Annotated in this window: 18 protein-coding genes; 7 read left to right on the forward strand and 11 right to left on the reverse strand. The window is 34.3% G+C overall.

Annotated elements, in window-relative coordinates; genetic code table 11:
- From JC605_RS11225 to JC605_RS11235, 3 genes are all read left to right on the forward strand, one after another.
- Positions 1–3,834: gliding motility-associated C-terminal domain-containing protein (locus JC605_RS11225; RefSeq protein ID WP_198856276.1), on the forward strand; the 3,834-nt coding region annotated here is incomplete at its 5' end.
- Between the two features lie 135 nt (positions 3,835–3,969).
- Complete coding sequence (locus tag JC605_RS11230) at positions 3,970–4,887, forward strand: type IX secretion system membrane protein PorP/SprF (RefSeq protein ID WP_198856277.1); 918 nt, start codon at positions 3,970–3,972, stop codon at positions 4,885–4,887.
- A 12-nt stretch (positions 4,888–4,899) separates the two neighbouring features.
- Positions 4,900–6,843: an OmpA family protein gene (locus tag JC605_RS11235; protein WP_198856278.1), complete on the forward strand. Its 1,944-nt coding sequence runs from the start codon at positions 4,900–4,902 to the stop codon at positions 6,841–6,843.
- 116 nt (positions 6,844–6,959) lie between these two features.
- Here the strand turns inward: JC605_RS11235 and JC605_RS11240 are convergent, their stop codons facing one another.
- The 7 genes from JC605_RS11240 to pyrR form a co-directional block, all read right to left on the reverse strand.
- Entirely contained in the window at positions 6,960–7,463 is a 504-nt protein-coding gene (locus JC605_RS11240; RefSeq protein ID WP_198856279.1) for a CAP domain-containing protein, read from the reverse strand.
- Between the two features lie 174 nt (positions 7,464–7,637).
- A complete protein-coding gene (pdxH, locus tag JC605_RS11245; RefSeq protein ID WP_198856280.1) occupies positions 7,638–8,282 on the reverse strand; it encodes a pyridoxamine 5'-phosphate oxidase in 645 nt (214 codons plus the stop codon).
- A gap of 244 nt (positions 8,283–8,526) precedes the next feature.
- A complete protein-coding gene (locus JC605_RS11250) occupies positions 8,527–9,432 on the reverse strand; it encodes a ribonuclease Z (RefSeq protein ID WP_198856281.1) in 906 nt (301 codons plus the stop codon).
- 97 nt (positions 9,433–9,529) lie between these two features.
- On the reverse strand, positions 9,530–9,862 hold the full coding sequence (locus JC605_RS11255; RefSeq protein ID WP_198856282.1) for a ribonuclease Z: 333 nt from the start codon (positions 9,860–9,862) through the stop codon (positions 9,530–9,532).
- A gap of 134 nt (positions 9,863–9,996) precedes the next feature.
- Positions 9,997–10,476, reverse strand: coding sequence for a hypothetical protein (locus tag JC605_RS11260; RefSeq protein WP_198856283.1), 480 nt, complete (start codon positions 10,474–10,476; stop codon positions 9,997–9,999).
- 5 nt (positions 10,477–10,481) lie between these two features.
- Positions 10,482–11,408 (reverse strand): aspartate carbamoyltransferase catalytic subunit, encoded by a 927-nt coding sequence (locus JC605_RS11265; protein WP_029273654.1) that lies wholly within the window; start codon positions 11,406–11,408, stop codon positions 10,482–10,484.
- Positions 11,409–11,559: 151 nt separating this feature from the next.
- Positions 11,560–12,099 carry a bifunctional pyr operon transcriptional regulator/uracil phosphoribosyltransferase PyrR gene (gene pyrR / locus JC605_RS11270; RefSeq protein ID WP_008468864.1) on the reverse strand — a complete coding sequence of 180 codons (540 nt, stop codon included), beginning with the start codon at positions 12,097–12,099 and terminating at the stop codon, positions 11,560–11,562.
- 167 nt (positions 12,100–12,266) lie between these two features.
- Between pyrR and JC605_RS11275 the strand changes: the two genes are divergently transcribed.
- The 3 genes from JC605_RS11275 (at position 12,267) to JC605_RS11285 (ending at position 13,731) form a co-directional block, all read left to right on the forward strand.
- The gene (locus JC605_RS11275; RefSeq protein WP_198856284.1) at positions 12,267–12,797 is read left to right on the forward strand and encodes a hypothetical protein; all 531 of its coding nucleotides are present in this window, start codon (positions 12,267–12,269) and stop codon (positions 12,795–12,797) included.
- Between the two features lie 21 nt (positions 12,798–12,818).
- Positions 12,819–13,451, forward strand: coding sequence for a trans-aconitate 2-methyltransferase (locus JC605_RS11280; RefSeq protein ID WP_198856285.1), 633 nt, complete (start codon positions 12,819–12,821; stop codon positions 13,449–13,451).
- A gap of 106 nt (positions 13,452–13,557) precedes the next feature.
- The gene (locus JC605_RS11285; protein ID WP_198856286.1) at positions 13,558–13,731 is read left to right on the forward strand and encodes a hypothetical protein; all 174 of its coding nucleotides are present in this window, start codon (positions 13,558–13,560) and stop codon (positions 13,729–13,731) included.
- 46 nt (positions 13,732–13,777) lie between these two features.
- Here the strand turns inward: JC605_RS11285 and JC605_RS11290 are convergent, their stop codons facing one another.
- Both JC605_RS11290 and JC605_RS11295 read right to left on the reverse strand, forming a co-directional pair.
- Positions 13,778–15,397 (reverse strand): ABC-F family ATP-binding cassette domain-containing protein, encoded by a 1,620-nt coding sequence (locus JC605_RS11290; RefSeq protein ID WP_198856287.1) that lies wholly within the window; start codon positions 15,395–15,397, stop codon positions 13,778–13,780.
- Between the two features lie 377 nt (positions 15,398–15,774).
- Positions 15,775–16,578 (reverse strand): TlpA disulfide reductase family protein, encoded by an 804-nt coding sequence (locus JC605_RS11295; protein WP_233074090.1) that lies wholly within the window; start codon positions 16,576–16,578, stop codon positions 15,775–15,777.
- A gap of 189 nt (positions 16,579–16,767) precedes the next feature.
- On the opposite strand from JC605_RS11295, the gene JC605_RS11300 reads away from it, so the two are divergent.
- Positions 16,768–16,998, forward strand: coding sequence for a hypothetical protein (locus tag JC605_RS11300; protein ID WP_198856288.1), 231 nt, complete (start codon positions 16,768–16,770; stop codon positions 16,996–16,998).
- Positions 16,999–17,198: 200 nt separating this feature from the next.
- Here JC605_RS11300 and chiA read toward each other — a convergent pair whose 3' ends face one another.
- Together chiA and JC605_RS11310 are read right to left on the reverse strand one after the other, a co-directional pair.
- Positions 17,199–21,935: a T9SS-translocated chitinase ChiA gene (gene chiA / locus JC605_RS11305; protein ID WP_198856289.1), complete on the reverse strand. Its 4,737-nt coding sequence runs from the start codon at positions 21,933–21,935 to the stop codon at positions 17,199–17,201.
- Positions 21,936–22,398: 463 nt separating this feature from the next.
- On the reverse strand, positions 22,399–24,465 hold the full coding sequence (locus JC605_RS11310; RefSeq protein WP_198856290.1) for a beta-N-acetylhexosaminidase: 2,067 nt from the start codon (positions 24,463–24,465) through the stop codon (positions 22,399–22,401).
- Between the last annotated feature and the right edge of the window lie 133 nt (positions 24,466–24,598).

The raw sequence follows: 24,598 nt of genomic DNA on the forward strand, positions 1-24,598 counted from the left end.
GAAGGATGCGCTAACGCGGGAACATACACAAACACTTGGACCGTAAAAGATGACTGCGGAAATGAATCGGAAACTTTCACACAAATCATCACAATCCAAGACACCACAGCTCCGACATGGACTACTGCGGCTGAATCTTTAAACGCAACTTTAGAATGCAGCGATGCAGAAGGGCTGGCTGCCGCTCAGGCTAAATTCCCGACCGCTTCTGACTCTTGCGATGCTGATGTCACAAACATCACTAAAGCGAGCGGACAGTTTGTGGCTTCTGAAAATTGTTCAAATGCTGGAACATATACCAATACTTGGACTGTAAAAGACGACTGTGGCAACACATCAGAAACTTTTACTCAGATAATTACAATTCAGGACACTACTGCTCCACTATTTACTGGAACTCTTCCTTTAGATATTGAAGTATCATGTGATGCAGTTCCTGAACCAGCAGAAATGCATACTTCTGATAATTGCAATGGAGACTTACCAATAGTTTATACAGAAACGAAATCAGGTATTGAAAATGAATGTCCTTCTAATTATACCTTGACTCGTACTTGGAAAATTAGTGATTGTGGTGGCAATACGACTACTCATGTTCAAGTTATCACAGTACGAGATAAAACTGCTCCAACTGGAACAGCTCCAGAAAGTGTAACCAACTTAGCTAGTATAGATGTAATACCTGTAGGAAATCCATCAGATATTAAAGATGCTGCCGATAATTGCAGCCCTACTGTAAATATCACTGTTACCGATACAAACAATGGCGGAAATGGATGTGATGGAGAACCATATATCTTAACAAGAACTTACACTTTAACCGACTGTGCAGGAAATAAAACCGAATTGGTTCAAACTTTCACAGTTGAACGTAAAGTTACAGTTAGCGGAATTGCAACAAACACAAGCTGTTTTGGCGGTTCAGATGGTTCAATTACAATATCAAACAGCGCAGGCTCAACTGTAGTAATTACTAATGAAAGAAATGAGGTTGTTGGCAATACTAATTTACCAGCAGGAACTTATACTCTTACTGCAACTGCACCTATAAATGGTGAAAATCAGACTTGTTCTGCTACAGCTACCGTTGTGATTACACAACCTGTGTATACTGTAAAAATTTCTGGACAGATTATCAATATAGATACTAACGCTCCAATCGCAAATGTACCTGTTACTTTAGTTCCTCAAGGAACTACTACAGGACCAATACAAATGCACATTACAGGCGCAGACGGAATGTATAGTTTCTCTGGAATGCCTGCTGGAAGCTACTTAGTTCAAGTGCAAGACGCTAATTTGAATAGTGCATATCAATTATACCCTGTTAACTCTAGCTTATTCTTTACTACTCTAGAAGATTGTAAAATACAAACCCATAATTTTGAATATGGAGCTTCAAAACTTCCTGTTCTTGGAGATTACGTTTGGTTTGACACTAATAGTAACGGAATTCAGGATGAATGGTATGATGCGAACAATGATGGAATTGTAACTAAAAATATACCAGACTCAAATGGAAACATTGATTATAGCCAATGGGAATGGATAGATCTTAACGGAGACGGAAGCTATACCGGACCTCAAAATGTTGGAGAATTAAATGCTGGAGGTTTCGGAAATGCATTGAACGCAAATATAATTATTGATGGTCCAAACGGATACCATGATGAAGTAATTGTTGGAATTGAAGGATTCTGGAGAAACCGTCCAGATATAGCAAATCCTTATGGAGAATATACTATAAAATTGGTTAGAGATGCGAATTTCGATACTATGGCAGCAAACTTAGGATTAACTGGTTTAGTAAAAGTACTTCCGTCTATATCTGCTAAAAATATTGCTGGTAAAACAGGCAAAATGCAATTGCATACCGTTTGTAAAACCACAACAGACAGCGGATACATTGTAACCATTACTCCAGAAGATTTAGTTCATTTAGACAATGATTTCGGAATTAGCTGTAAAGAATACAAAGATATTGTTGCAAATGATGACTCTGCTGGTCCAATTCCTGGTGTAAATCATACAACAACCAATGTATTGAATGTATTACCAAATGATACATTAGAAGGAAATACTATAACAGCATCTGATGTTATAATTACAACGGTTACACCAAATGAGTTTTTAAAACTAAACCCTGATGGTTCAGTAGATGTATTGCCAAATGCTCCAGCAGGAACATTAACAATGGTGTATCAAATCTGCGAAGCTGATCAGACAGACAATTGTGACACAGCAACTGTAACCGTTACAATAGAAGCTCCTGTAATGACAGTTACTGCAACCTCAATTTGTGTTAATGATGTTCCTTACATTGATTATGTAGTAACACCAGTAAACTTCACTCCTGTAAATGGTGTAACTATTGCTTGGGCAGATAGCAACAATAATGTTGTAACAACAATGAACAATCTGCCATTAAGTGGTCGCGTATTATGGCCTGGAGCGGTAGTAGATGATCAAGGAAAAGGAATTGATTGGCCAGGTTGGGTTTTTGAAAACAACAAATGGATTGAAGCCGCTGATGGATTTGAGAAATTACGTCCAACCGCTAATGTAACGCTATCTGTAAATCCGAGTGAGACTATAACAGTTAATTATCCACCGGCAGATCCTTATTGTACTGCAAGACCAACATTTGCAATTGTTGCCAATGATGATAATCCTGCACCAATAATATCAAGCCCAACACAAACTACTGTGGGTAACGTTTTAACCAACGATACACTAAATGGTTCTGCGGTAAATATAAATGACGTAACACTTACAACAACAGTTCCCGACCCAACAGGTTCAATATCAATAGGCCCTGACGGAACTATAAATGTTGCAGCAAATACGCCTGGTGGCACTTATACATTAACGTATCAAATCTGCGAAAAGGCCGATTTTGGAAACTGTGATACAGCTATTGTGACTGTTATTGTGATCTCTCCTATAATTGCGAATGATGATACTTATAGCAATATCGGTTGTAATTCATTCGGACTAGTAGGTAATATTTTCAGCAATGATTTAAAAGGAAGAACACCTGTAACGATAGAATTAGTAAACTTTACGCTTCTTACCGAAGGGAATAACACTAAAACAGATCCAAACATTACTGTTGATGCTTCTGGAAATGTAAATGTGTCTAGCTTAACACCTGCTGGCACTTATACTTACGGTTACACAATTTGTGATAAATCAAGTCCAGATAATTGTGATTCTGCAACTGTTACCATTATAGTAATTCCAAGTGGTGTTGTAGAAGTAAGAGGCACAGCATGTAACGATGATTCGACATTGATTAACCTAAGCACCTTACTTCCTGAAGGAACTCCTTCAACAGGAATTTGGCAAGATAGAAACAATACTAATGCCCTTCAGGGTGGTATTCTTAATCCGTTTGGTTTAGCATTGGGCAATTACACTTTCGAATATATAATAGCCGATGAAAGATGTCCAAGAAATATAGTTTTAAATATGGAAATCAATGATGATTGTAAAGTCTTAGCTTGTGGTGATGTGTTAGTACATAATGCATTTTCTCCAAACGGTGACAATATAAACGATTTCTTCAAAATTGATAATATTGATGACACAACTTGTTATCCAACCAATTCTGTTGAAATATATAATCGCTGGGGAGTTTTAGTTTTTGAAACCACAAACTACAATAATACAACAAATGCTTTCGACGGAACTTCAAGAGGAAGAACAACCGTTAAGCAATCTGATGGACTACCAACTGGAACTTATTTTTACATTATTAATTATAAATCTCTAGATGGAAACAACAATGCTCAAGATCACAAATTAGACGGGTACTTATATCTATCGAAATAACAATTAAAATACGCTGCAAAGGTTATTTGCAGCGTATTTAAAAAAATGATTTTTTTGACTAATTTTGATTTATACGACATTGATTTTCAGTGATTTAAAAAATCAATAGTAATTATTAAATTAATAAAATCTACTATGAGAACAAAATTATTTTTCTTCGTCATTCTGTTAGTTACATGTTCAGGGTATGCACAGCAAGATGCACAGTATACACAGTATATGTACAATACAATAACCATAAATCCTGCATATGCAGGTTCTCGTGGAGTATTTAGTGTATTCGGCCTGTACCGCACCCAATGGGTTGGCCTTGATGGAGCTCCAGAGACAAGCAGTTTCTCAATTAATACACCAATAAATAATAGCAAATTAGGTATAGGAGCATCGTTGGTTAACGACAAAATTGGCCCAACAAATGAGAACAACATTTCTGTAGACCTATCTTATACAATTCAGACATCTGCAGATTTTAAACTTTCATTTGGTATTAAAGGAACCGCAAATATCTTCAACTTAGATGTAAACAAATTAAATCCTGCAGATCAAGGAGATCCTCAATTTCAGGATTTAAATAATAAATTCAGTCCTAATGTTGGAGCTGGGGTTTATTGGCACTCTGATAAAGCATACATTGGTTTGTCTGTTCCAAACTTTATTGAAACTAATCGTTACAATGATAACGATGTAGCAATTTATAAAGACAAAATCAATTATTATTTAATTGGAGGTTACGTATTCGATCTTGATAAATATCAATACATAAAATTTAAACCTGCACTTTTGACTAAAATGGTCGAAGGAGCACCTCTTCAAGTAGATGTCTCTGCCAACTTTATGTTCTATGATAAATTTATGATTGGTGCAGCTTACAGATGGAGCGCTTCTTTAAGTGCTATGGTTGGATTTCAAATTACAGACGGACTTTATTTAGGTTACGGATATGATCGAGAAACTACCAAATTGAATAATTACAATTCAGGTTCGCACGAAATCTTCTTGCGTTATGAATTCTTCTCAAACAAAGGCAAAATGACAACTCCTCGTTTCTTCTAAAAATAAGGTATCATGAAAAACTATACAATACTTTTCGTTACAATTATAGGCGCTTTTTCATTTAGCACTTATGCGCAACAGGCAAAAGTCAATTCTGGAGACAAGAAATATGACAGTTATGCCTATGTTGATGCCATTAAAACTTATGAAAAAGTTGCTAATAAAGGCTATAAGTCTGAAGACATGTTTAAAAAACTAGGTAACGCCTATTATTTTAATTCAGATTTTCAGAATGCCGCAAAATGGTATGGCGAATTATTTGCAATGAATACAGATGTTGAGCCAGAATACTATTTTAGATACGCACAGTCTCTAAAATCAAGCGGAGATATGGCTAAAGCAAATAAACTTCTGGATGAGTTTAATGCTAAATCAAAAAATGACAGCAGAGGAAAGCTTTATAAAGAAGATATAAACTATTTGGATCAGATTAAAGCAAACTCTGGGAGGTACCAAATAGAAAATGCAGGCATCAATAGCAAGTACTCCGATTATGGATCATTTGTCTACAACAACAAAATTTATTTTGCTTCTGCAAGAGATACAGGGAATTTCACACAACGCAAACACAAATGGACAGGAGAATATTTTACTAATATTTATGATGCCGATCTAGATCCTGCAACAGGAAGCACATCAAAAGTCAATAAATTTAAATCGGCCATTAATACTAAATTCCATGAGGCTTCACCAGTTTTTACTAGAGATGGTAAAACGGTTTATTTCACTAGAAATAATTATATCAACGGAAAGAAAGGAAAGGATGAAAATAAGATCACTTTAATCAAACTTTACAAAGCAGAACTTGGACCAGATAATAAATGGACTAACATTGCGGAACTTCCTTTTAATAGTGATAATTACAGTACGGCTCATCCTGCTTTGAGTCCAGACGAAAAAACACTGTATTTTGCTTCTGATATGCCAGGATCAATTGGACAGTCAGATTTGTATAAAGTCAGCATAAATCCAAATGGAGGTTATGGTACACCAGAAAATCTCGGAAATACAATTAATACAGAAGGAAAAGAAACTTTTCCGTATCTAACTTCTGAAAATGAAATTTACTTTGCTTCAGACGGGCATCCAGGACTTGGAGGTTTAGATGTATTTGTTGCCAATATTGACAATAACGGAAAAATAAGTAATATACAAAACGTTGGAGCTGATGTCAATTCTCCAAAAGATGACTTTGCGTATATTATTGATCCCGAAACAAGAAGAGGTTTTTTCTCCTCTAATAAAGACGGAGGACAAGGGTCTGATGATATTTACGGATTTCTAGAAACCAGAAGATTAAGATGTATTCAGGAATTGTATGGAACAGTAACCGATGCTGAAACAGGAATTGCTCTTCCTGGAGCCAAGCTTACTTTATATGATGACCAAATGAATCTCAAAAATTCTGGTGTTGCAGACGCGTCTGGTAAATACAGTTTTTCTGTAGAATGCGGGAAAACCTATTATGTAAGAGCCGAAAAACCAGAATATGCCACAAAAGAGCTACCTGTTACTATAGATAAAACAAGCGGAAAAACTAGTCTACCGATTGCATTGGAAAAATCAACTTGTAAGGTTACTGTAGGCGACGATTTAGGAAAATGCTTTGGCATCAAGATGATTTATTTCGACTTGGATAAATCTAATATTAGAACCGAAGCTGCCTTAGATCTAGAAAAAATATTGGTTGTTCTGAATGATTATCCAACAATGAAACTAGATATCCGTTCGCATACAGACAGTAGAGCTTCGCATCAGTATAACGAAGCTTTATCTGACCGCAGAGCGAAATCGACTATTCAATGGTTAGTTAAAAACGGAATCGCTCCTAACCGATTGACTGGAAAAGGATACGGAGAAAATCAACTTGTAAATAAATGTTCAGACGGAGTTCCATGTACAGAAGCAGAACATCAAGCAAACAGACGAAGCGAATTCATTATTACAGCCTTGTAATATTAAAAATAGATCAACAAAAAAGCTGCCGATATGGCAGCTTTTTTTATTTAAAAAGTCGTTGCAATTCTATGAATTACAACGACCTCTAAAAAACCAACCTGTTCAATAAACTTTTAAATCTTAACAAATATGTTAGTGTAATATTTTTTTCCCGTAGCAGGATCTGTTGTTACAGATAATCCAAAATGGGTATAATCGCCTACTATATTTTCTTTGTGTCCAGGACTGTCAAGCCAAGCTCGTACAGCCGCTTCTGCAGTTTTATAATTGTAGGCTACATTCTCTCCTACTTTTTTAGCTCCTAGTATACTAGTCATATTACTAGATCTAGCAACAAAATCATTATGATCTACAACATTGTTTTCAATCATATACTTATTATGCTCTTCACATTTAAAAGATATATGATTAATTCTCTCTAAAGCATTTAAACCAACACTCACACGGTATTCGTTTATTAGCTTCATAGTTTCTATTTCGGTATCGTTATAAGTGTAGTTTACAACAAGAGCTTCTGTTGGAGTGGTATCCAAGCTTGCTTCGGCGTTATCAGCAGAACATGCGTTCATTGCGAACAAAATCGCAATGAACAACATGGTGCGCATAATCTTTTTCATAATCATCAGCATTTTAGCGGTTTAAAGTAAATGTTGGGGCAAATCCTTTAAATTTATCTTTGAATAAAATATCGTTTGCTTTTTCTATACCAAACGTATTCAAATTACCGTTAAACTACAAAATTAATCGATGAAATGCATATAATTTTTATTTAAAAAAGTATTTTCTTACAACTAAGAAGATAGTCGCTCAATTTTCCACGAAAAATCAGACTGACTTGTATATCTAATTCTATCGTGAAGCCTATTAGGTCTTCCTTGCCAGAATTCAACTTGAAGTGGAGTTACAATATAACCTCCCCAATTTTCAGGTCTAGGGATAGTTTTACCTTCAAATTCAGTTTCTATTTTTTTTAAGTTTTCTTCTAAAAAAGTTCTCGACGGAATAACTTCACTTTGGTGCGAAACTATAGCGCCTAGCTTACTTCCGTCAGGACGTGAATCAAAATAATTATCAGAAACAATCTCAGATGTTTTCTGGGCAATTCCTTTAATAATTACCTGACGTTCTGCTTCCTGCCAAAAAAAAGACAAACAAACATTTGGATTAGCTTCTATTGCTTTCCCTTTTTCCGAATTGTAATTGGTATAAAATATAAAACCTTCCTCAGAAAATTTCTTCAATAAAACAACACGCGATTTCGGAAAACCATCCAATCCAATTGTCGAAACTGTCATGGCATTCACCTCTCCGCTTCCACCAAAATCTTCCACCTCATGAAACCATCGGTTAAAAAGATTAATCGGATCTTCTGGAATATTACTTTCTAATAATTCACTCTTCTCGTAAGATTTTCTATAATTACTTAAATCGTTCATGATTTGTTATTTTAGATTATTGACTTTAGATTTTTGTTTCAGGTTTCAGGTTTCAAGTTTCAGGTTTGAAGTTTGTCAGGCTGAGCGAAGTCGAAGCCCACAACTACAAAGCAAGTTCTACTCAAAAAAAGCACTTCGACTTCGCTCAGTGTGACAATCATATATTAAGATTCCATCAACTTAAACTTGAAGCAAATACAGCAAAACTTAGTCCCTTAGAACCTCAGCATCTCAGAACCTTAGATTAAAACTCAAAACTAACTCCATCATCAGCCAAAAGCACATTTGGAAAAACCTCTTCTGCTTCTTTTTTAAATGGCTCTAGACCATCATAACGCGTTGAATAATGACCTAAAATAAGCTGTTTCACATTGGCCTTTAAAGCAATATTTGCTGCTTCTTTTGCTGTCGAATGCAGTGTTTTTTCGGCCAATCTTGCTTCCGACTCTAAAAACGTAGATTCGTGATATAAAATATCTGTATTCTGTATAATCGGAATTATCTCTTCATTGTAAACTGTATCAGAACAGAAAGCATAACTTTTTGCTGGCGGCGGATCAAAAGTAAGTTTTTCATTTTCAATTACTGTTCCGTCATCAAGCGTAATATCTCCGCCATTTTTTATTTTCTGATAATAAGCAACATGAATATCATAACGCTGAACTGCTTCAACATCTAGTTTTCTTTCATCTGGTTTTTCCTGAAAAAGATATCCATTTGTATAAACACGATGCTTTAGCGGAATTGTTTTCACAATGACCTTTTTATCTTCAAAAACAACTTCACTTTCTTTCGATTCTAATTCGTGAAAAAACAAAGAATACGTTGTCCAAGATTCAGTCAGTTTTAATTGAATAAGAATTAATTCTTTAATTCCTTTCGGACCATAAATATGTAAATCTGTAGTTCTACCTAAAAGCGAAAAAGTCGAAATAGTTCCTATTAATCCATACAAATGATCTCCATGAAGATGCGAGATAAAAATGTGATTAATTTTTGAGAATTTAATCTTGTTTTTGCGAAGCTGTACCTGAGTTCCTTCACCACAGTCAATTAAAAACAATCGATTTCTAATTTCTAGAACCTGCGAAGTCGGATTAGTAAGTGTTCTCGGAGTTGCGGCATAACAGCCAAGTATAGTTAGTTTCAATTTTATTGTTTATTCGTTTATTTGGTAAATCGTTTAATCGGCTTAAAATTAAATCAAATCGATTAAACAGTTAAACGAATAAACAATTAAACCAATATTAAAATCCTAAATCACGTTCGATTTCTTCCATTTCGATAATATCGTGAGCTTCTAAAAGAGAAGGAACTACAGCCAATTTATCTGAAATAGCGTTAAAATCAAGATCGGTAGCTACAATTACAAACGATTTTTTTGCTTTTTTCTGAATCTTAGAAAGCGGTAAAAAAGCTTTTAAATCATTTTCTGAAATATTAGAATCTGATGATAAATCGATTATAATATTTTGTTTTTCAAAGGTTTTAAATTGTTGCGTTACTTTTTCCAAGAAAGCATTTACATCTCCTTGAGTATCTTTAATCGTAACGGTATGTCCTTTTTGATCTACTTTCATTTTTTAATTTATGGGGGCTTATATAAAAATTGATTTTCTGACAGCTAAGGTACGAAGTTTTTTTATTTTTTGGTTTCAGGTTTCACAAGCTGAGCGCCATAACTGTTGTAAAAAACAATATTATGCAATTAAGATTACTTCAATAAGGAATTTGTTCTATTATTAAAAATTTTAATAAATTCTTCTAATTTCCCTGCACCAGAACAAGTAAAACAAAAGTTTAAGATCGTTACGTTTTTTCCCCTTATAATTTCGTTATAAACATTCTCAGTCGGACATCCATCAATCCCACCAACTTTTCGAATCAGGATTGGTTTTTCTTCTAAATAAAATGCCAAAGCAATTTGATCTATTTGTTTATTAAGCCAAACAATTTCAGTCGCATTAGGTTTTAATTCATTTTGAAACTGATAAATACTTTCTAATCCTCCAATAGTATTCAAATTCAATTTAAAAAATCTATTTTCTGGTTTAGAAACTTCGTCTACCTTAAAATTTTTAGGTGTTCGATTTAATAAATTATTATAAATAGTATCTATTTTTATATTATCAACATCCTGAGCTTTAGCTATAAAACCAATTAATAGGCATAATATCTTAAGTATACTTCTCAATATAACTATTGAATCTTAGATGCTAGCAAATAAATAACCGCCATTCTAATCGCAACTCCATTCTCCACCTGATTTAATATCACAGAATGATCAGAATCGGCTACTTCAGAAGTAATCTCTACTCCTCTATTGATTGGTCCTGGGTGCATGATTACGATTTCTTTTCCTAGCGAATCCAAAAGCGGTTTATCCACTCCATATTGTTGTGCGTATTCACGTGTTGATGGAAAGAAATTCACATCCATACGTTCGTTTTGTACACGTAGCATATTCGCAACGTCACACCATTCTAAGGCTTTTCTTAAGTTTGGTTCAACTGTAACACCAAGCGATTCAATATATCTTGGAATCAATGTTTTTGGTCCGCAAACTTTTACTTCTGCACCTTGCATCTGCAAAGCATATATGTTTGAAAGCGCTACACGCGAGTGCAGAATATCACCTACAATAACTACTTTTTTCCCCGCAACATCGCCTAGTTTTTCTCTAATCGAATAACTGTCTAATAAAGCCTGAGTTGGATGTTCATGTGCTCCGTCTCCAGCGTTTACGATACTTGCTTTTACATTTTTAGATAAAAAATAAGCCGCTCCGGGATTAGAGTGGCGCATTACAACCATATCTACTTTCATCGAAAGGATATTATTTACAGTATCAATCAAAGTCTCTCCTTTTTTAACCGATGACTGAGCTGCAGAAAAACTGATTACATCAGCAGATAAGCGTTTCTGCGCTAATTCGAAAGAGAGTTTGGTTCTGGTACTATTTTCGAAAAAAATATTGGCAATGGTAATATCTCGTAATGAAGGAACTTTTTTAATCGGTCTGTTAATGACTTCTTTAAAATGATCTGCCGTTTCAAAAATCAGGTTAATATCATTCTCATTGATATATTTTATTCCTAATAAATGATTTACGCTTAATTCTTTCATGTTTAATGTTTAACTGTTTATTTGTTTAATCGTTTAATCGTTTGCTTTGCGATTAAACAGTTAACCGATTTAACGGTTCAACTTTTTATATTTTTAATTGTCTAATCATTGAGTTTCTCCGATTAAACAATTAACCGGTTAACCGATTAAACTAATTTGTCACTAGATGAACAACATCTTCACCATCATTTTCTTTCCAGCTTACAATTACTTTTTCACCATTAATAGCATCTACTTGACGACCTCTATAATCGGGTTGAATTGGCAAATGACGGCTGAAACGTCTGTCTATTAAAACCAATAATTCAATTTCTGAAGGTCTCCCAAAAGATTGAATGGCAGTTAAGGCAGAACGAATGCTACGTCCAGTAAACAAAACATCATCGATAAAAATGACTTTTTTGTCTTCGACTATAAAATTGATTTGGGTTTTATTGGCTTCAAGCGGTTTATCAGTACGACGGAAATCATCTCTAAAAAAAGTGATGTCCAGATATCCTAAAGAAATTTCAGGAACCTTGTATTCGTTTTCTAATATTTGTTTTAAACGTTCAGCTAAAAAAACACCTCTCGGCTGAATTCCCACCAAAATTGTTTCAGAGAAATCAAGATGTTTTTCGATTAACTGACAAGCCAAACGATGGAGTATGATAGTAACTTCTTTCGAATTAAGTAATACTTTTTGACTCATAAGTGATTGTAATGTTTGGTTGCGCAAATATACGGAATCTGATTTTATTTGTTGGGGTGTTGGGGTTGGAAATATTTTTATTGAAACAAATCCTGTTTTACAAAATCATTCTTAGCTAAATATCATATTTTAGCTAAAGAAAATTCTTAACCGTATTAAGTTAAACAATGCCTCAAAAGAAATCTATTCGTAGATCAGCTCCACTAGACCAGCCAAACACTAAACGGAAACCACAAATTATCAAGTTTACCTTAATAGGTCTCTTTATATGTTTTGGTATTTATTTTATTGTATGGAACTCTAAGCAAATTAATTTAGAAGGCAATTGGATTCCAACTAAAGTTGTTATCGATGGTAAAAACTTTATGACAGATAACGTTTTAAATGATTTTGAGGGTGCAAATCAAATTCTAATAAGCAATCTAGGCAACTCCATAGATATTTCAACATTTGATATAGAAACAAGTGCAAGATTTACTATAAAAAAAGACAATAAGGGTAATAATGATATAATATTAACGTCGAAAGAAAAAGCTTTAAACGGAAACTTTGAAATGAAAATTGACACTGTCGATTTAGGACCGCAAACGTATCGAGTTGAAGTAAAATTGCACTCAAACAAGACATACATAAATTTTCATAAAGAAGTTGTTGTCCCACCTTGGAAACCTGAACCTCCGAGAAGAGGGCAAGTGTAAACAGAAATATTAATAGGATCTATGGACAAATACAAAGAAACTTTTGAAACGTGGAATAAAATTGCCAATCTCTATGAAGATAAGTTTATGAATTTAAGCTTATACGATGAGACTTATGACTTTTTTTGCAACATTCTAAAACAAGAACAAGTAAACTTATTTGAAATTGGTTGCGGGCCAGGAAACATTACAAAATATTTGTTATCCAAAAATCCTAACTTAAGAATTACAGGTATTGACATTGCTCCAAAAATGATTGAGTTAGCAAAAGCAAACAATCCCTCAGCTAACTTTGAAGTAATGGATACGAGAGAACTTACCACATTAAATCAAAAATTTGATGCCATTATGTGCGGCTTCTGTTTGCCTTATTTATCTGAAGAAGATTGTTCTCAATTAATAATTGATTTCGAGAAAATACTTTATAGCAGTGGCGTTTTATACTTAAGTTTTGTTCAGGGAAAACCGTCCGAATCTGGTTTTATTTCTGGAAGTACAGGTGATCGCACATATTTTTATTACCATACATTAGAAGATGTAAGTAAGCAACTTTTCATAAATAACTTTAAAGTTATTGAATTATTTAACATAAATTATCCAAAAGGCGAAGATATAGAAATTCATACTGTAATAATTGCGAAGAAAAAAGAATAGTCAATTCAAAATTATCTCTAAATCCTAAAACATTTCCAAAAAATTCTATAACACATTTTCCTGATTCCTGAAGTAATTTTAAGTATCAATTTAAAACATCAGAATCATGCAAAATAAAATATTAAGATTGTTAATGGTATTTGTAATACTGTTTTCATTTACAAGCTGTGAAGTTATTGGAGACATTTTTAAAGCCGGAATGGGATTCGGGATTTTTATCGTAATTTTTATTGTTGCGATTATTATCTGGATTTTTGCTAAAATGTTCGGCAGTAAATAAGACATAAAAAAATCCCGTTATTTTCATAACGGGATTTTTGTTTTTATTAAAGATTGTACATCTTCTTTCTTTGTTCTTGAATTTTTTCATCATCAAGATATTCGTCAAATGTCATGTAACGATCGATAACTCCGTTTGGTGTCAATTCTACGATTCTGTTACCAACAGTTTGCGCGAACTCGTGGTCATGCGTTGTAAAGATTACAGAACCTTTAAAGTTTTTCAATGAGTTATTGAAAGCTGTAATAGACTCCAAATCTAAGTGGTTTGTTGGTTCGTCTAGCATTAAAACGTTAGCACGCTCCATCATCATTCTAGACAACATACAACGTACTTTTTCTCCTCCAGACAAAACTCTAGACGTTTTAAGAGCTTCTTCTCCAGAGAAAATCATTTTTCCTAAGAAACCTCTAATGAAAACCTCATCACGTTCTTCTTCTGTTTTAGCGTATTGACGTAACCAGTCAACTAAACTTAAATCATTTTCGAAATATTTGTGATTTTCAGCTGGTAAATACGCTTGGTTGGTTGTAATTCCCCAATCAAAATTTCCAGCATCTGCTTTTTGCTCACCGTTTAAGATTTCATAGAAAGCAGTTGTTGCACGTGAATCTTTAGAGAAAAGAACGATTTTATCGCCTTTTGCCATATTCAGGTTAATATCTTTGAATAAAACTTCTCCGTCTACAGAAGCCGCTAAGTTTTCTACATTCAAAATCTGATCTCCTGCTTCACGATCCTGATCGAAGATAATCGCAGGATAACGACGGCTAGATGGTTTAATTTCTGAAATATTTAATTTAGAAATCATTTTTTTACGAGAAGTAGCTTGTTTCGATTTCGCCACGTTTGCACTAAAACGACGAATAAATTCTTCCAACTCTTGTTTCTTCTCTTCTGCTTTTTTGTTTTGCTGTGCACGTTGTTTCGCCGCTAATTGGCTAGACTCATACCAGAACGTATAGTTTCCTGAATAGTGATTGATTTTTCCAAAATCAATATCAGAAATATGTGTACAAACCGCATCTAAAAAGTGACGGTCGTGAGATACCACAATTACAGTGTTTTCGTAGTTTGCCAAGAAGTTTTCTAACCAAGCGATTGTCTCAAAATCCAAATCGTTGGTAGGCTCATCCATAATCAGCAAATCAGGATTTCCAAAAAGTGCCTGCGCCAAAAGCACACGTACTTTCATTTTTCCTTCCATGTCAGCCATTAAAGTATAATGATCTGCTTCTGTGATTCCTAAGTTAGATAACATTGCTGCAGCGTCAGAATCGGCATTCCATCCGTTCATTTCTTCAAACTGAACTTGTAACTCTCCTATTCTGTCTGCATTGGCATCATTATAATCTAAATAAAGTTCATCCATTTCTTTTTTAACAGCGTACAGAACTTTATTTCCCATTAAAACGGTTTCCAAAACAGTATGCTCGTCGAACATGTTGTGGTTCTGGTTTAAAACCGACATACGTTTTCCTGGCTCTAAATGAATGTGCCCTGAAGTTGGATCAATATCGCCCGAAATTACTTTTAAGAAAGTAGATTTTCCTGCACCATTTGCTCCAATAACGCCGTAAATATTTCCGTGAGTAAACGTAGTATTTACTTCGTCGAATAAAATTCTTTTACCAAACTGAACTGATAAATTATTGACTGTTAACATGAATGTCTTTTTAATTAATTTGGTGCAAAAGTAGTGAAAAAGGTTCTAAGTTGCAAAGATGCTAAGGTGCTAAGGTTTTTTATGCTGATGAGCGGTTCTCGCAAAGTCGCGAAGGCGCAAAGTTTTGTTTTTTGAAGGTGATTACTGCGTAATCTTGTCATTTCGAGGAACGAGAAATCTTCGCGAGTAGCTCCGCAACAAAAAACCAATCTTTGTAGAGTTTCTTGTGGAGATTTCTCGTTCCTCGAAATGACAAAAAATGAGGTTACTTTGTCGACTAACTAGTGCGATTTCTCCTTTCAGTCGAAATGACAAAAATGAGGTTACTTTGCCATAAAACTTTGCGACTTCGCGACTTTGCGAGATTAATTAAAACTTTACATTTTACTTTCTTTCGCAAGCGCCACTTCTAAACTTTCAAAATTAGGAAGCACTTTTGCAATCATTCCTTCTTTGTTTAGAATAAAATGTGTTGGAAAAGAATTCAATTGCAGAGATTCATTCATATAGACTTTCATGTCTGGAATTACAGAATATGAAAGAGGTTTTCTTGCTAAGAATGTTTTTAATTGTTCTGCTAAATCTTCGGCTAAACTCATAAAAACGATATCTTTCCTGTCTTTATATTCTTCGACTAATTTGTTCACTTGCGGAAATTCTCTAATGCATGGCGTGCAGTGAATGTACCAGCATTTAATCACAATGATTTTTCCTTTCATGGATTCGTTGGTTACCAGATTTCCGTCTAAATCTTTGAATGAGAATTGCGGAAAAGCGGTTCCTTCCATTTTATAGTTTTTATAAGCATCAAAACCAATTTGATTGATGGTTGCTTTTATGCTTGTATCTGTTTTTGGCAGGATTTTGAAAAGCTTATAGACATATACACTTTCTTCTGATTTTAATCGAACTGGAATGAAATTTCCATTTGCCAATTGATCTAAAAAAGATTCTTTAGTAATTTCTTTTGAAGATGCGTCTAAAGCGATAAAGTCTCTAGAAAGCATTATTTTTTTATTCTGATAAGCTGCCCATTCTGGGTAAGTTTTTTGAATTTGAGTGGGATCAACTTCTGGATTTCCGAATTTGTTTTGAGCTTTACTTATTGTAAAAATAAAAAGTAGTGTAATTAAGCTAATGAATTTCTGCATAGATTCTAAATCAATTGTATTTGATCTCAAAAATAGTGAAAGTTTTTTAACCGCAATCCCGATAGCTATCGGGAGCGAAGGAATGCGCAAAGTTCGCAAAGGGTTTCTCGCAGACTCTGCAGATTTAGAAGATTCGTTCTCAAAAATCTTCCATTATGAAACAAATTTGTGTCATAATAAAAATAGTAATTCTTTAGATTTGCTAAAAAAAACAAGACAATGACTACAAATAATCATTCAGATGAAATTAAAGCAAGGTTAATCGATTTCTTTACAGACAAAATTGATTGTAAGGAAATGGCAAAAATGATACGCGAAGTAAATAATGTGCTTTCTTTATCAGTAATGAGAAAATGCGAAACGATAGAATCGGGAATAAAGAATATCGATGATAATTTTTATTGGCTTAATCAACTTGCAGAAGTTTTAGATCCTTATTTGGAAGCTTAAATAAGGAATTATTTTACCGATAAAAAAACCTGGCAACAAAAATTGCCAGGTTCATAATGCGCTACATGAGGCAAAAACCAAATAACAAATTACCTCACTTCACAGCATTTAAGAAATAAAAATTAGGTTAAAAAATAAATAACCAAACTCAATTTTAACCGTCCCAACTTTCTTATTTCTAAATTTTTAATTCTTTTATTTTAGTTTAAAAAGTTCATTACTTTCAATGACTTTTTGTGTCCAGATTTATCTGTTACGATCACAACAAAAATTTGTTTACTAGCAAAACTTGGACTATTAAGCAGTACTTCTTTATTGTTCTGAATATTTCTATGACTTGTAACAGTTTGTCCTATCGTATTAAATACATCAACTTGAGCAATATCTCCTGTGTCATTAACAACAGACAAAGTATTGTTTCTGAAATAGGCAACAGTTGTATTACTTTCAGCAGTTATATCTTCTACAGCCAATGTTTTTGCTGTGCCTTGCGATGCAAAATAAGCTGCGTATGCTTTAGACAATTCAGATGAATTTCCGCAAGAAGACGCATCCCAGTTTACAGACCAAGTCATTAAACCTCTTAAAGAAGGATATGGTCCGCCTGGTTGCATAGTATATGTTCTTCCAGAGAAATTGGTTCCGTTTCTTAAATAATCCATAGCGTTAATTCCTTCGGTTGGAGTTAGATATCCGCTACCTGCTGCACTCGGACAAGCTGGCAATGCAATAAGAACTTTTGAAGCTGGCAAGCCATCAAAATGCATTCCTGTCGAAGCAATGTTGTACCCTTTTATGATCATATCAGTCAACGCAGTAACCATGTTTGCTTTCTTGGCCGTACCATAATATTGACCATCTAATCCGTTTTCTCCTCCTGTGTTATACAATTGCACCGCTAACAAATCCAATTCGTTACGCAAGTTTTGAATAATTGGCAAGAACGAACCAAATGTATCGGTATAAGTAGTATATCCTCCTTGTACATATTGTGTTTCTGGAGCTGCAGTCAATAAGAATCCAGGCCCATAGTATGCTTTTAATTCTTTGAAAGCATCTACTACGTTTTTCAATCTTGGATAAGCTGAAATTCCCGCATAAGAAATATCTCTTAAACCTCCTGCGCTAAAATTCATAGATCCACCTTCAAAATCAATATCAACTCCATCAAATTGATACTCGTCAATAATGGCTTTCAGACCATTAACAAAAATATTTTTCTGCGTTACATTCTCTAGAACAACATGACCATTTTGACCTCCAATAGATACAATAACAGGAACGCCACTATCTCTTAAAGTTTTGATATCATTTTTCAATAATTGCTTATCGAAAACGCCATTGGTCAAATATCTAGCATCATTTGTAGTTAGTATTGGCGTATAACCATCACGATTCACTGTTTCTACAAAAGAATAATCCACTACATTAAACTTACTTCCCTTAATTTGAGAAAAATATAAAAATGGAGCTGAAGTATTTTCCCAAGAATGCGCGTATCCTAAAATAATTTTAGATGGAAGTGGAATAAATCTATTACCACTTACTGTAGCAATTTTAATAGTATTATTCAATGTAGTTACAGCCGCTTTATTATCGGTTGCTTTAATTACAATTGGATAATCCTGGTAAGCAGTTGGCGTAAAATTATACGTATAAGTATTATTTGTACCTGCTGTCATGTTAAATGTACCGCCGTTTATGGTAATAGTAACACCAGAAACTGTTCCGTCACTATCAACAGCCGTAACTGAAATTGGCACAGCTTGGAAAGAACTTTGGTATACCGTAGTATTTGATGGTGAATTCCAAGTGATTACAGGCAATGCATTTGGACAATTTGCACCTGAACAAGTTAATGTAAAACTATATGTCTTTGAATCTGTTGTTCCGTTTGATGCCGTAGCTGTAACAGTTAAGGTATGAGAAACTCCAAACTGATTTGCTACTGGTGTCCAAACCGAAGTATAAGTTCCCGAAGAATTGGTAGCACTTATCGTTTGTCCGTCTAAACTAAATACAACAGATGAAATTGTAGTGGCATCAGCTGCACTTAATCCAACACTTGCCACAAAATTAATTGATGATCCTAAATTTATAGCAATCGCCGAAGCTGTTGGTGCTGTAATAGCAACTACTGGCTTAGTTACAACCGTTGTTTGGGTATTGAAATTGTAAACTGTTGGCGTTGTAGGAACGGCAAAGTTGGCTAGATTATTTGGATAGTAAGCTACTTCTCCGTTTTGCCATGAATTTAATTTCAAGCTTAAAATTTGTGTATAACCTGCTACAACTGAATTATCGAAAGCATAATTTCCTGATGCATCTGTTGTTGCCAGAACGCTTTTCCAATTGTGTGTGTTGTCTGTCCAAGGTAAAACGATTTCAACTTGTGCATTTGCTACTGGAGTTGAACCATTTTTCACAGTTCCGCTAATTAAGTTCGTCGCTGCTGCTAATGCTACTTTCGCTGTTGAACTTGTATTAAAGTTGTAAACCGTTGGAGTTGATGGAACAGGAAAGTTTGCTAAATTATTTGGATAATAATTAACTTCTCCGTTTGACCAAGTATTTAGTTTTAAACTTGTAATAGTTGTATAACCATCTACAACTGAATTATCAAAACTGTATTTTCCTTGCGCATCTGTTGTTGCCAAAACACTTTTCCACGGATGTGCATTATCTGTCCATGGTAAAACAATCTCTACTTTTGCACCCGCAACAGGAGTTGTTCCATTTTTAACTGTTCCGCTAATTTTACTTGTGCTCGTTGCAACATCTTGAGTAAAATTCAACGTTTTATTAGCATTCAAATTAGAATAAACTGTAGATGCTGGCGTAAAAGTTTGTCCAGTCAAAGCTGCTGTTACCGTATAATTTCCACCAGAAGCTAAAGTCAATGAATACGCTCCGCTAGAATTACTTGTTGCAGTAACATTTCCTGCTGTAGAAGCTGCTGTAATTGTTACACCAGAAACTGGAGCTGATCCGTTAAGAACTGTTCCGCTTACAGTATAAGTTACCACTGCTGCACCTTGAGTGAAATTCAACGTTTTATTAGCATCAATTGCATTGTAAACTGTTGAAGCTGGCGCATAAGAGAAGCCTGTTTTTGTAGCTGTAACTGTAAAATTTAATCCAGCTGTTAAACCTGCAACACTATAAGCTCCACTTGCATTTGAAACTGCTATTAAAGTTGTGCTTCCAGAAACTGCAGAAACGGTTACGCCAGAAACTGGATTTGTTCCATCTAGAACTGTTCCGCTTACGGTATAAGTTGGCTGACTTCCGTTAATCACAACTCCTGTTTGGTTTACCGTTACATTGTTTAATGATACCGGAACAAATGTGTAACTCGCTTTTACTGCTGTAAGAGAATAGTTTTGTCCTGAAGTTAAATTATTGAATGCAAAATTTCCATTGGCAGAAACTACTGTCTGAATAACTGCATTGCTTGCATTTCGTAATTCTACTGTAACATTGGTAACCAAAGCCGATCCGTTTTTTACAGAACCAGAAATACTTACTGTTCCCGGAACTACACTTCCAAAAGAAGTATCAACTTGGTTTAATAATGCGTTAGGAATTGAACCCCTTGTATCTTGAGATAATTCCCAGATCATCCCTCCAGCTAAGTTTTTTGATTTTATATACTGCACTTTTAAGTCCATTGACTGTTTATCTTCATAAGAAATAAATTCTTTTGAAGTAGCATTATATAAATAAGGAACTTTTGTAGTATTATCAAAATATCTTACCCATCCTGCCGAAGCTGCAGATGGCGTTACCATCATCGTGTTTGGATCTAAATAGGCATGCGAGTTGGTAACTGGATTCCCAACTAAATCACAGATTTCGATACTTCCAGATTTTTCACAAGCTCCTGAACCATCCCATGTTCCTGTTGGGTTTTGCGGATTTGTACATCCAGGAACTACGTATCTTGGTGCTGAGACAAATAATCCGTTTGTTGAATTTGCAGCAACGTTATCGAATTTTTTTCCGTAGAAAGGCAACCCCATGATTAACTTATTCGCAGGAAAACCAATTACATTTAAATATTGATTTGTTAATTCATCTAATGATTCTGATTGTGTTGCACCATACAACGGGTCATTAGGGTTTCCACTTGCGTATAAAGGTGCGTTGTAACAGGTTTTATCGTACCAGTTTCCACCAAAATCATATCCGAAATAGGTGATATAATCGCAATAAGTCGAAATATCTTCTGTCATTCCGTATTGTGATCTGTTATTTGGTCCTAAATACTGTTTAGAAACATTTCTAACATTGTTTCCAGCAGCAATAGTAATTAGTTTATTTGGCATTGCCTGACGCATAGCTTTTAATAAAAGCACTAAATTTTTATTATCATTAGGGCTGTATTTTTGAGGAGGAACAGGCGAACCATTTACTATTTCTGTACCGTCAGTTCCGCCCGAAAGAGGATATTCCCAGTCGATGTCGAAACCGTCAATAAATGGATATGTAGTAATGAAGTTTGCCATATCTGCTGCTAAAGCCGCTCTTGCTACAGGACTTGCAGCAATTGGAGAAAGATCTTGTCCTTTTGTCCAGCCTCCAACAGAAATTAAAACTTTTAAATGCGGATACTTTTCTTTCAATTTCATTAAATCGTAAAAGTTTCCTTTAACTGGCGCATCCCAAGGAATTCCGCCTTCCATATGCTCAAAATCGGCATAGGTGTCTAAACATTTTAATTTTGTATTCTCCGGATGGGCAGGATCGTAAGTTGTCCCATAAAAAGAATAATTTAAGTGCGTCAATTTACTTCCATCAATTTTCGGAACATTAAAATCCCGAGCATAAATAGACCATTGCGCATAATACCCCACTACTTTTTTTCCGTGAGCCGGTTGGGCCAACGCTAGTAAGGGAAACAGTAACAAAAAGAGCAATCTGTAATAATGTTTCATAGTTAATAAATATTAGTTAATAGAAAATAAATAATTGGGCCACAGAAGCTTAAACACTTCTGGGTTTCGCTCAACAGCAGATTGGAACCCCGCGGTCGATTGGAAATAAACTCAAATTACATTCTATAGATAAATATTACTATTTCTGATTCATTCATAATCATTAGTAAATAGCAGTGATTGATATTTATTTATAATTTTAAAAATTAATATTAAATACAAATGATAAATTTGGGACTAATCATCAATCTATACTTTTTTGTCATGTTTTATTGTATTCTTATTCTTCTATTTGGTTTTAAAGGTTAATAATTAATTTCACGGCTTATATTTTGTTATTTAATTAAGTTAAGTGTTGATTATTTCTGAAATCTTGGCTATAACTATCTCTACCGAGGAACTTCAGTAGAGATAATTAAAAGCCTAATTAATGTAACTCTAATAACACTAACTCAACCAAAATTCATATTAGTTTTTTCAAACTTTCATAAACTGACAATTCCACGTCAGCATGATCTTTTGTATTACATTGATCTATTAAACTTTTTAAATCTGCTGATTTTAAAGTCGATTTGTTGTCTAATACAAGTAATAATTCCTGCGATGCATCACTTAATTTTTTAGACAATGGTAAAATTGGCTGTACTAATGGAGCATTTGCACTTAGTGCTGTAAGGTCATTATGCACTGCAATCCATTTAGTAAAAAATGCAGTCACTTTTGCTTTGTTATCTGCCGATTTATTTGCTAAATATTGATTTACCGCTGCATCAAATGCAAGAGCATCTTTTGCATCTGGTCCGCAAGCATCTGCAAACAAAGTAAAAGGAGAATACATCTGGTACTCTGTTCCTCCTTTGTTACGAGTATATCCTTTTAAAGGTTCGCTTACTTTAGAAAACTCTTCAAGCGGTTGAATACTTTGATTGTTGGCAATATTTCTTAAAATAACATCTTTGTTACGTATATGAGTAATTCCTAATTCTTCTAATCTGAAAGAAACTGTTTCTAAACGTTTACGCATATTTTCTACATCTACTACGTCTTCTGCAGACCAAAGTCTTTCTGCAATAGCTGCAGTTCTTGGCCATAATCTAGAATCTATAGTTGTTGGTGTAGCCAATTCTGTCCACATTGTCGCTTCTCCACCAAGAATTCTTGCTTTTTCGTCACTCGTTAAATTCGCTCCTTTTGGCATCGGATCATTTAAATAATGGCTTGCAATTGGGTACATCAAATCGATATAATATCCGTTAGACAAAACGGTTTTGTATCCTTTTTTAACAGCTTCTACCAAAGATTTACCTGCTGGCATTCCTTCGTTTGGCCCTCTCCATGAGTGAACGATCGCTTCTTTAGATAAATCTTTCGTCAAAATTTCTTCCCAACCCATCAATTGCTTTCCGTGCTTCTTTAACATTGGAGCCAATTGCATCGTGAAATAAGTTTGTAATTCGTGATTGTTCTTTAAATTATGTTTTTTCATGAATTCCTGAATTTTCGGGTTTTCATCCCAATCTTTCCCTTCGTTTTCATCTCCTCCAATATGGAAATAGGCACCTGGAAACAATGGGCAAACCTCATCAAAAACTTCACTTAATAGTTGATACGTTTTAGGATTTGAAGGATCTAATGTTGGTGAAAAAATACCAGCATTTCTTTCAATTCCATAGGTAGCGATTGCTGTACCTTGAATATTTTTTTCGGATGTTCCTCCTGTCAACTTGATTACTTTACTGCCAATTTCTGGATAAGCCGTTAAAATTGCAGATCCGTGACCTGGAACATCTATTTCGGGAACAATTAAAATACCGCGCTCATCGGCATATTTTACGATATTTTTAATTTCCTCTTGTGTATAATACATTCCATCCGAAGCTAATTGAGTAAACTTTGGATGTTTTTTCATTTCAATTCTCCATCCTTGATCATCAACCAAATGCCAATGAAAAACATTCATTTTCATTGCTGCCAATGCGTCAATATTTCTTTTAATAACATCAACAGGCTGAAAATGTCTTGAAGCATCAATCATTAAACCTCTCCAAGTAAATCTTGGAAAATCTGAAATTTTTGAAACTGGAAAATAAAACGATTTTGAATTGTTTTGAAGAAGTTGCAACAATGTCTCCAAGCCATGCAAAGCTCCCAAATCACTGGTTGCATTAATTATAATTTTGTTTGAAGTAATATCTAAATGATAACTCTCATCTTCATACAAACCAATTTTTCCGCTTTTACTACAATTAATTTGTAATTCTGCATTTGGAACTTCATTTAATTTGGTAATAAAACCTTGTTCAAAAAATATACCTGTTCTACCATCTAAACGGCGCAAAAAACGAGTTACTCCTCCAAAAATTCTAGCATTTGGATTACCAGTAATATTTACTTTAAAATTCTTACTTAAATTAAAATTACCTTCATTAATTACAACATTCTGAGGCCAAGGCATAAGATTCAGTTGCTCTTTCTGGACTTGAGCACCTGCCGATATACCTGCAAATAATAGTACAAATAAATATTTCATTTTTCTTTTTTTTGGTCGGATAGTTTCTTAGTCCATATCCTAATTTATATAAAAAGACAAAATCCAGAATGACTTCTGCATACCTCACTTTTACAAGTAATCATCTGAATTTTGTCATTTGATTCATTTTATA

Source organism: Flavobacterium sp. IB48 (assembly GCF_016405855.1).
GTDB lineage: Bacteria > Bacteroidota > Bacteroidia > Flavobacteriales > Flavobacteriaceae > Flavobacterium > Flavobacterium ginsengisoli.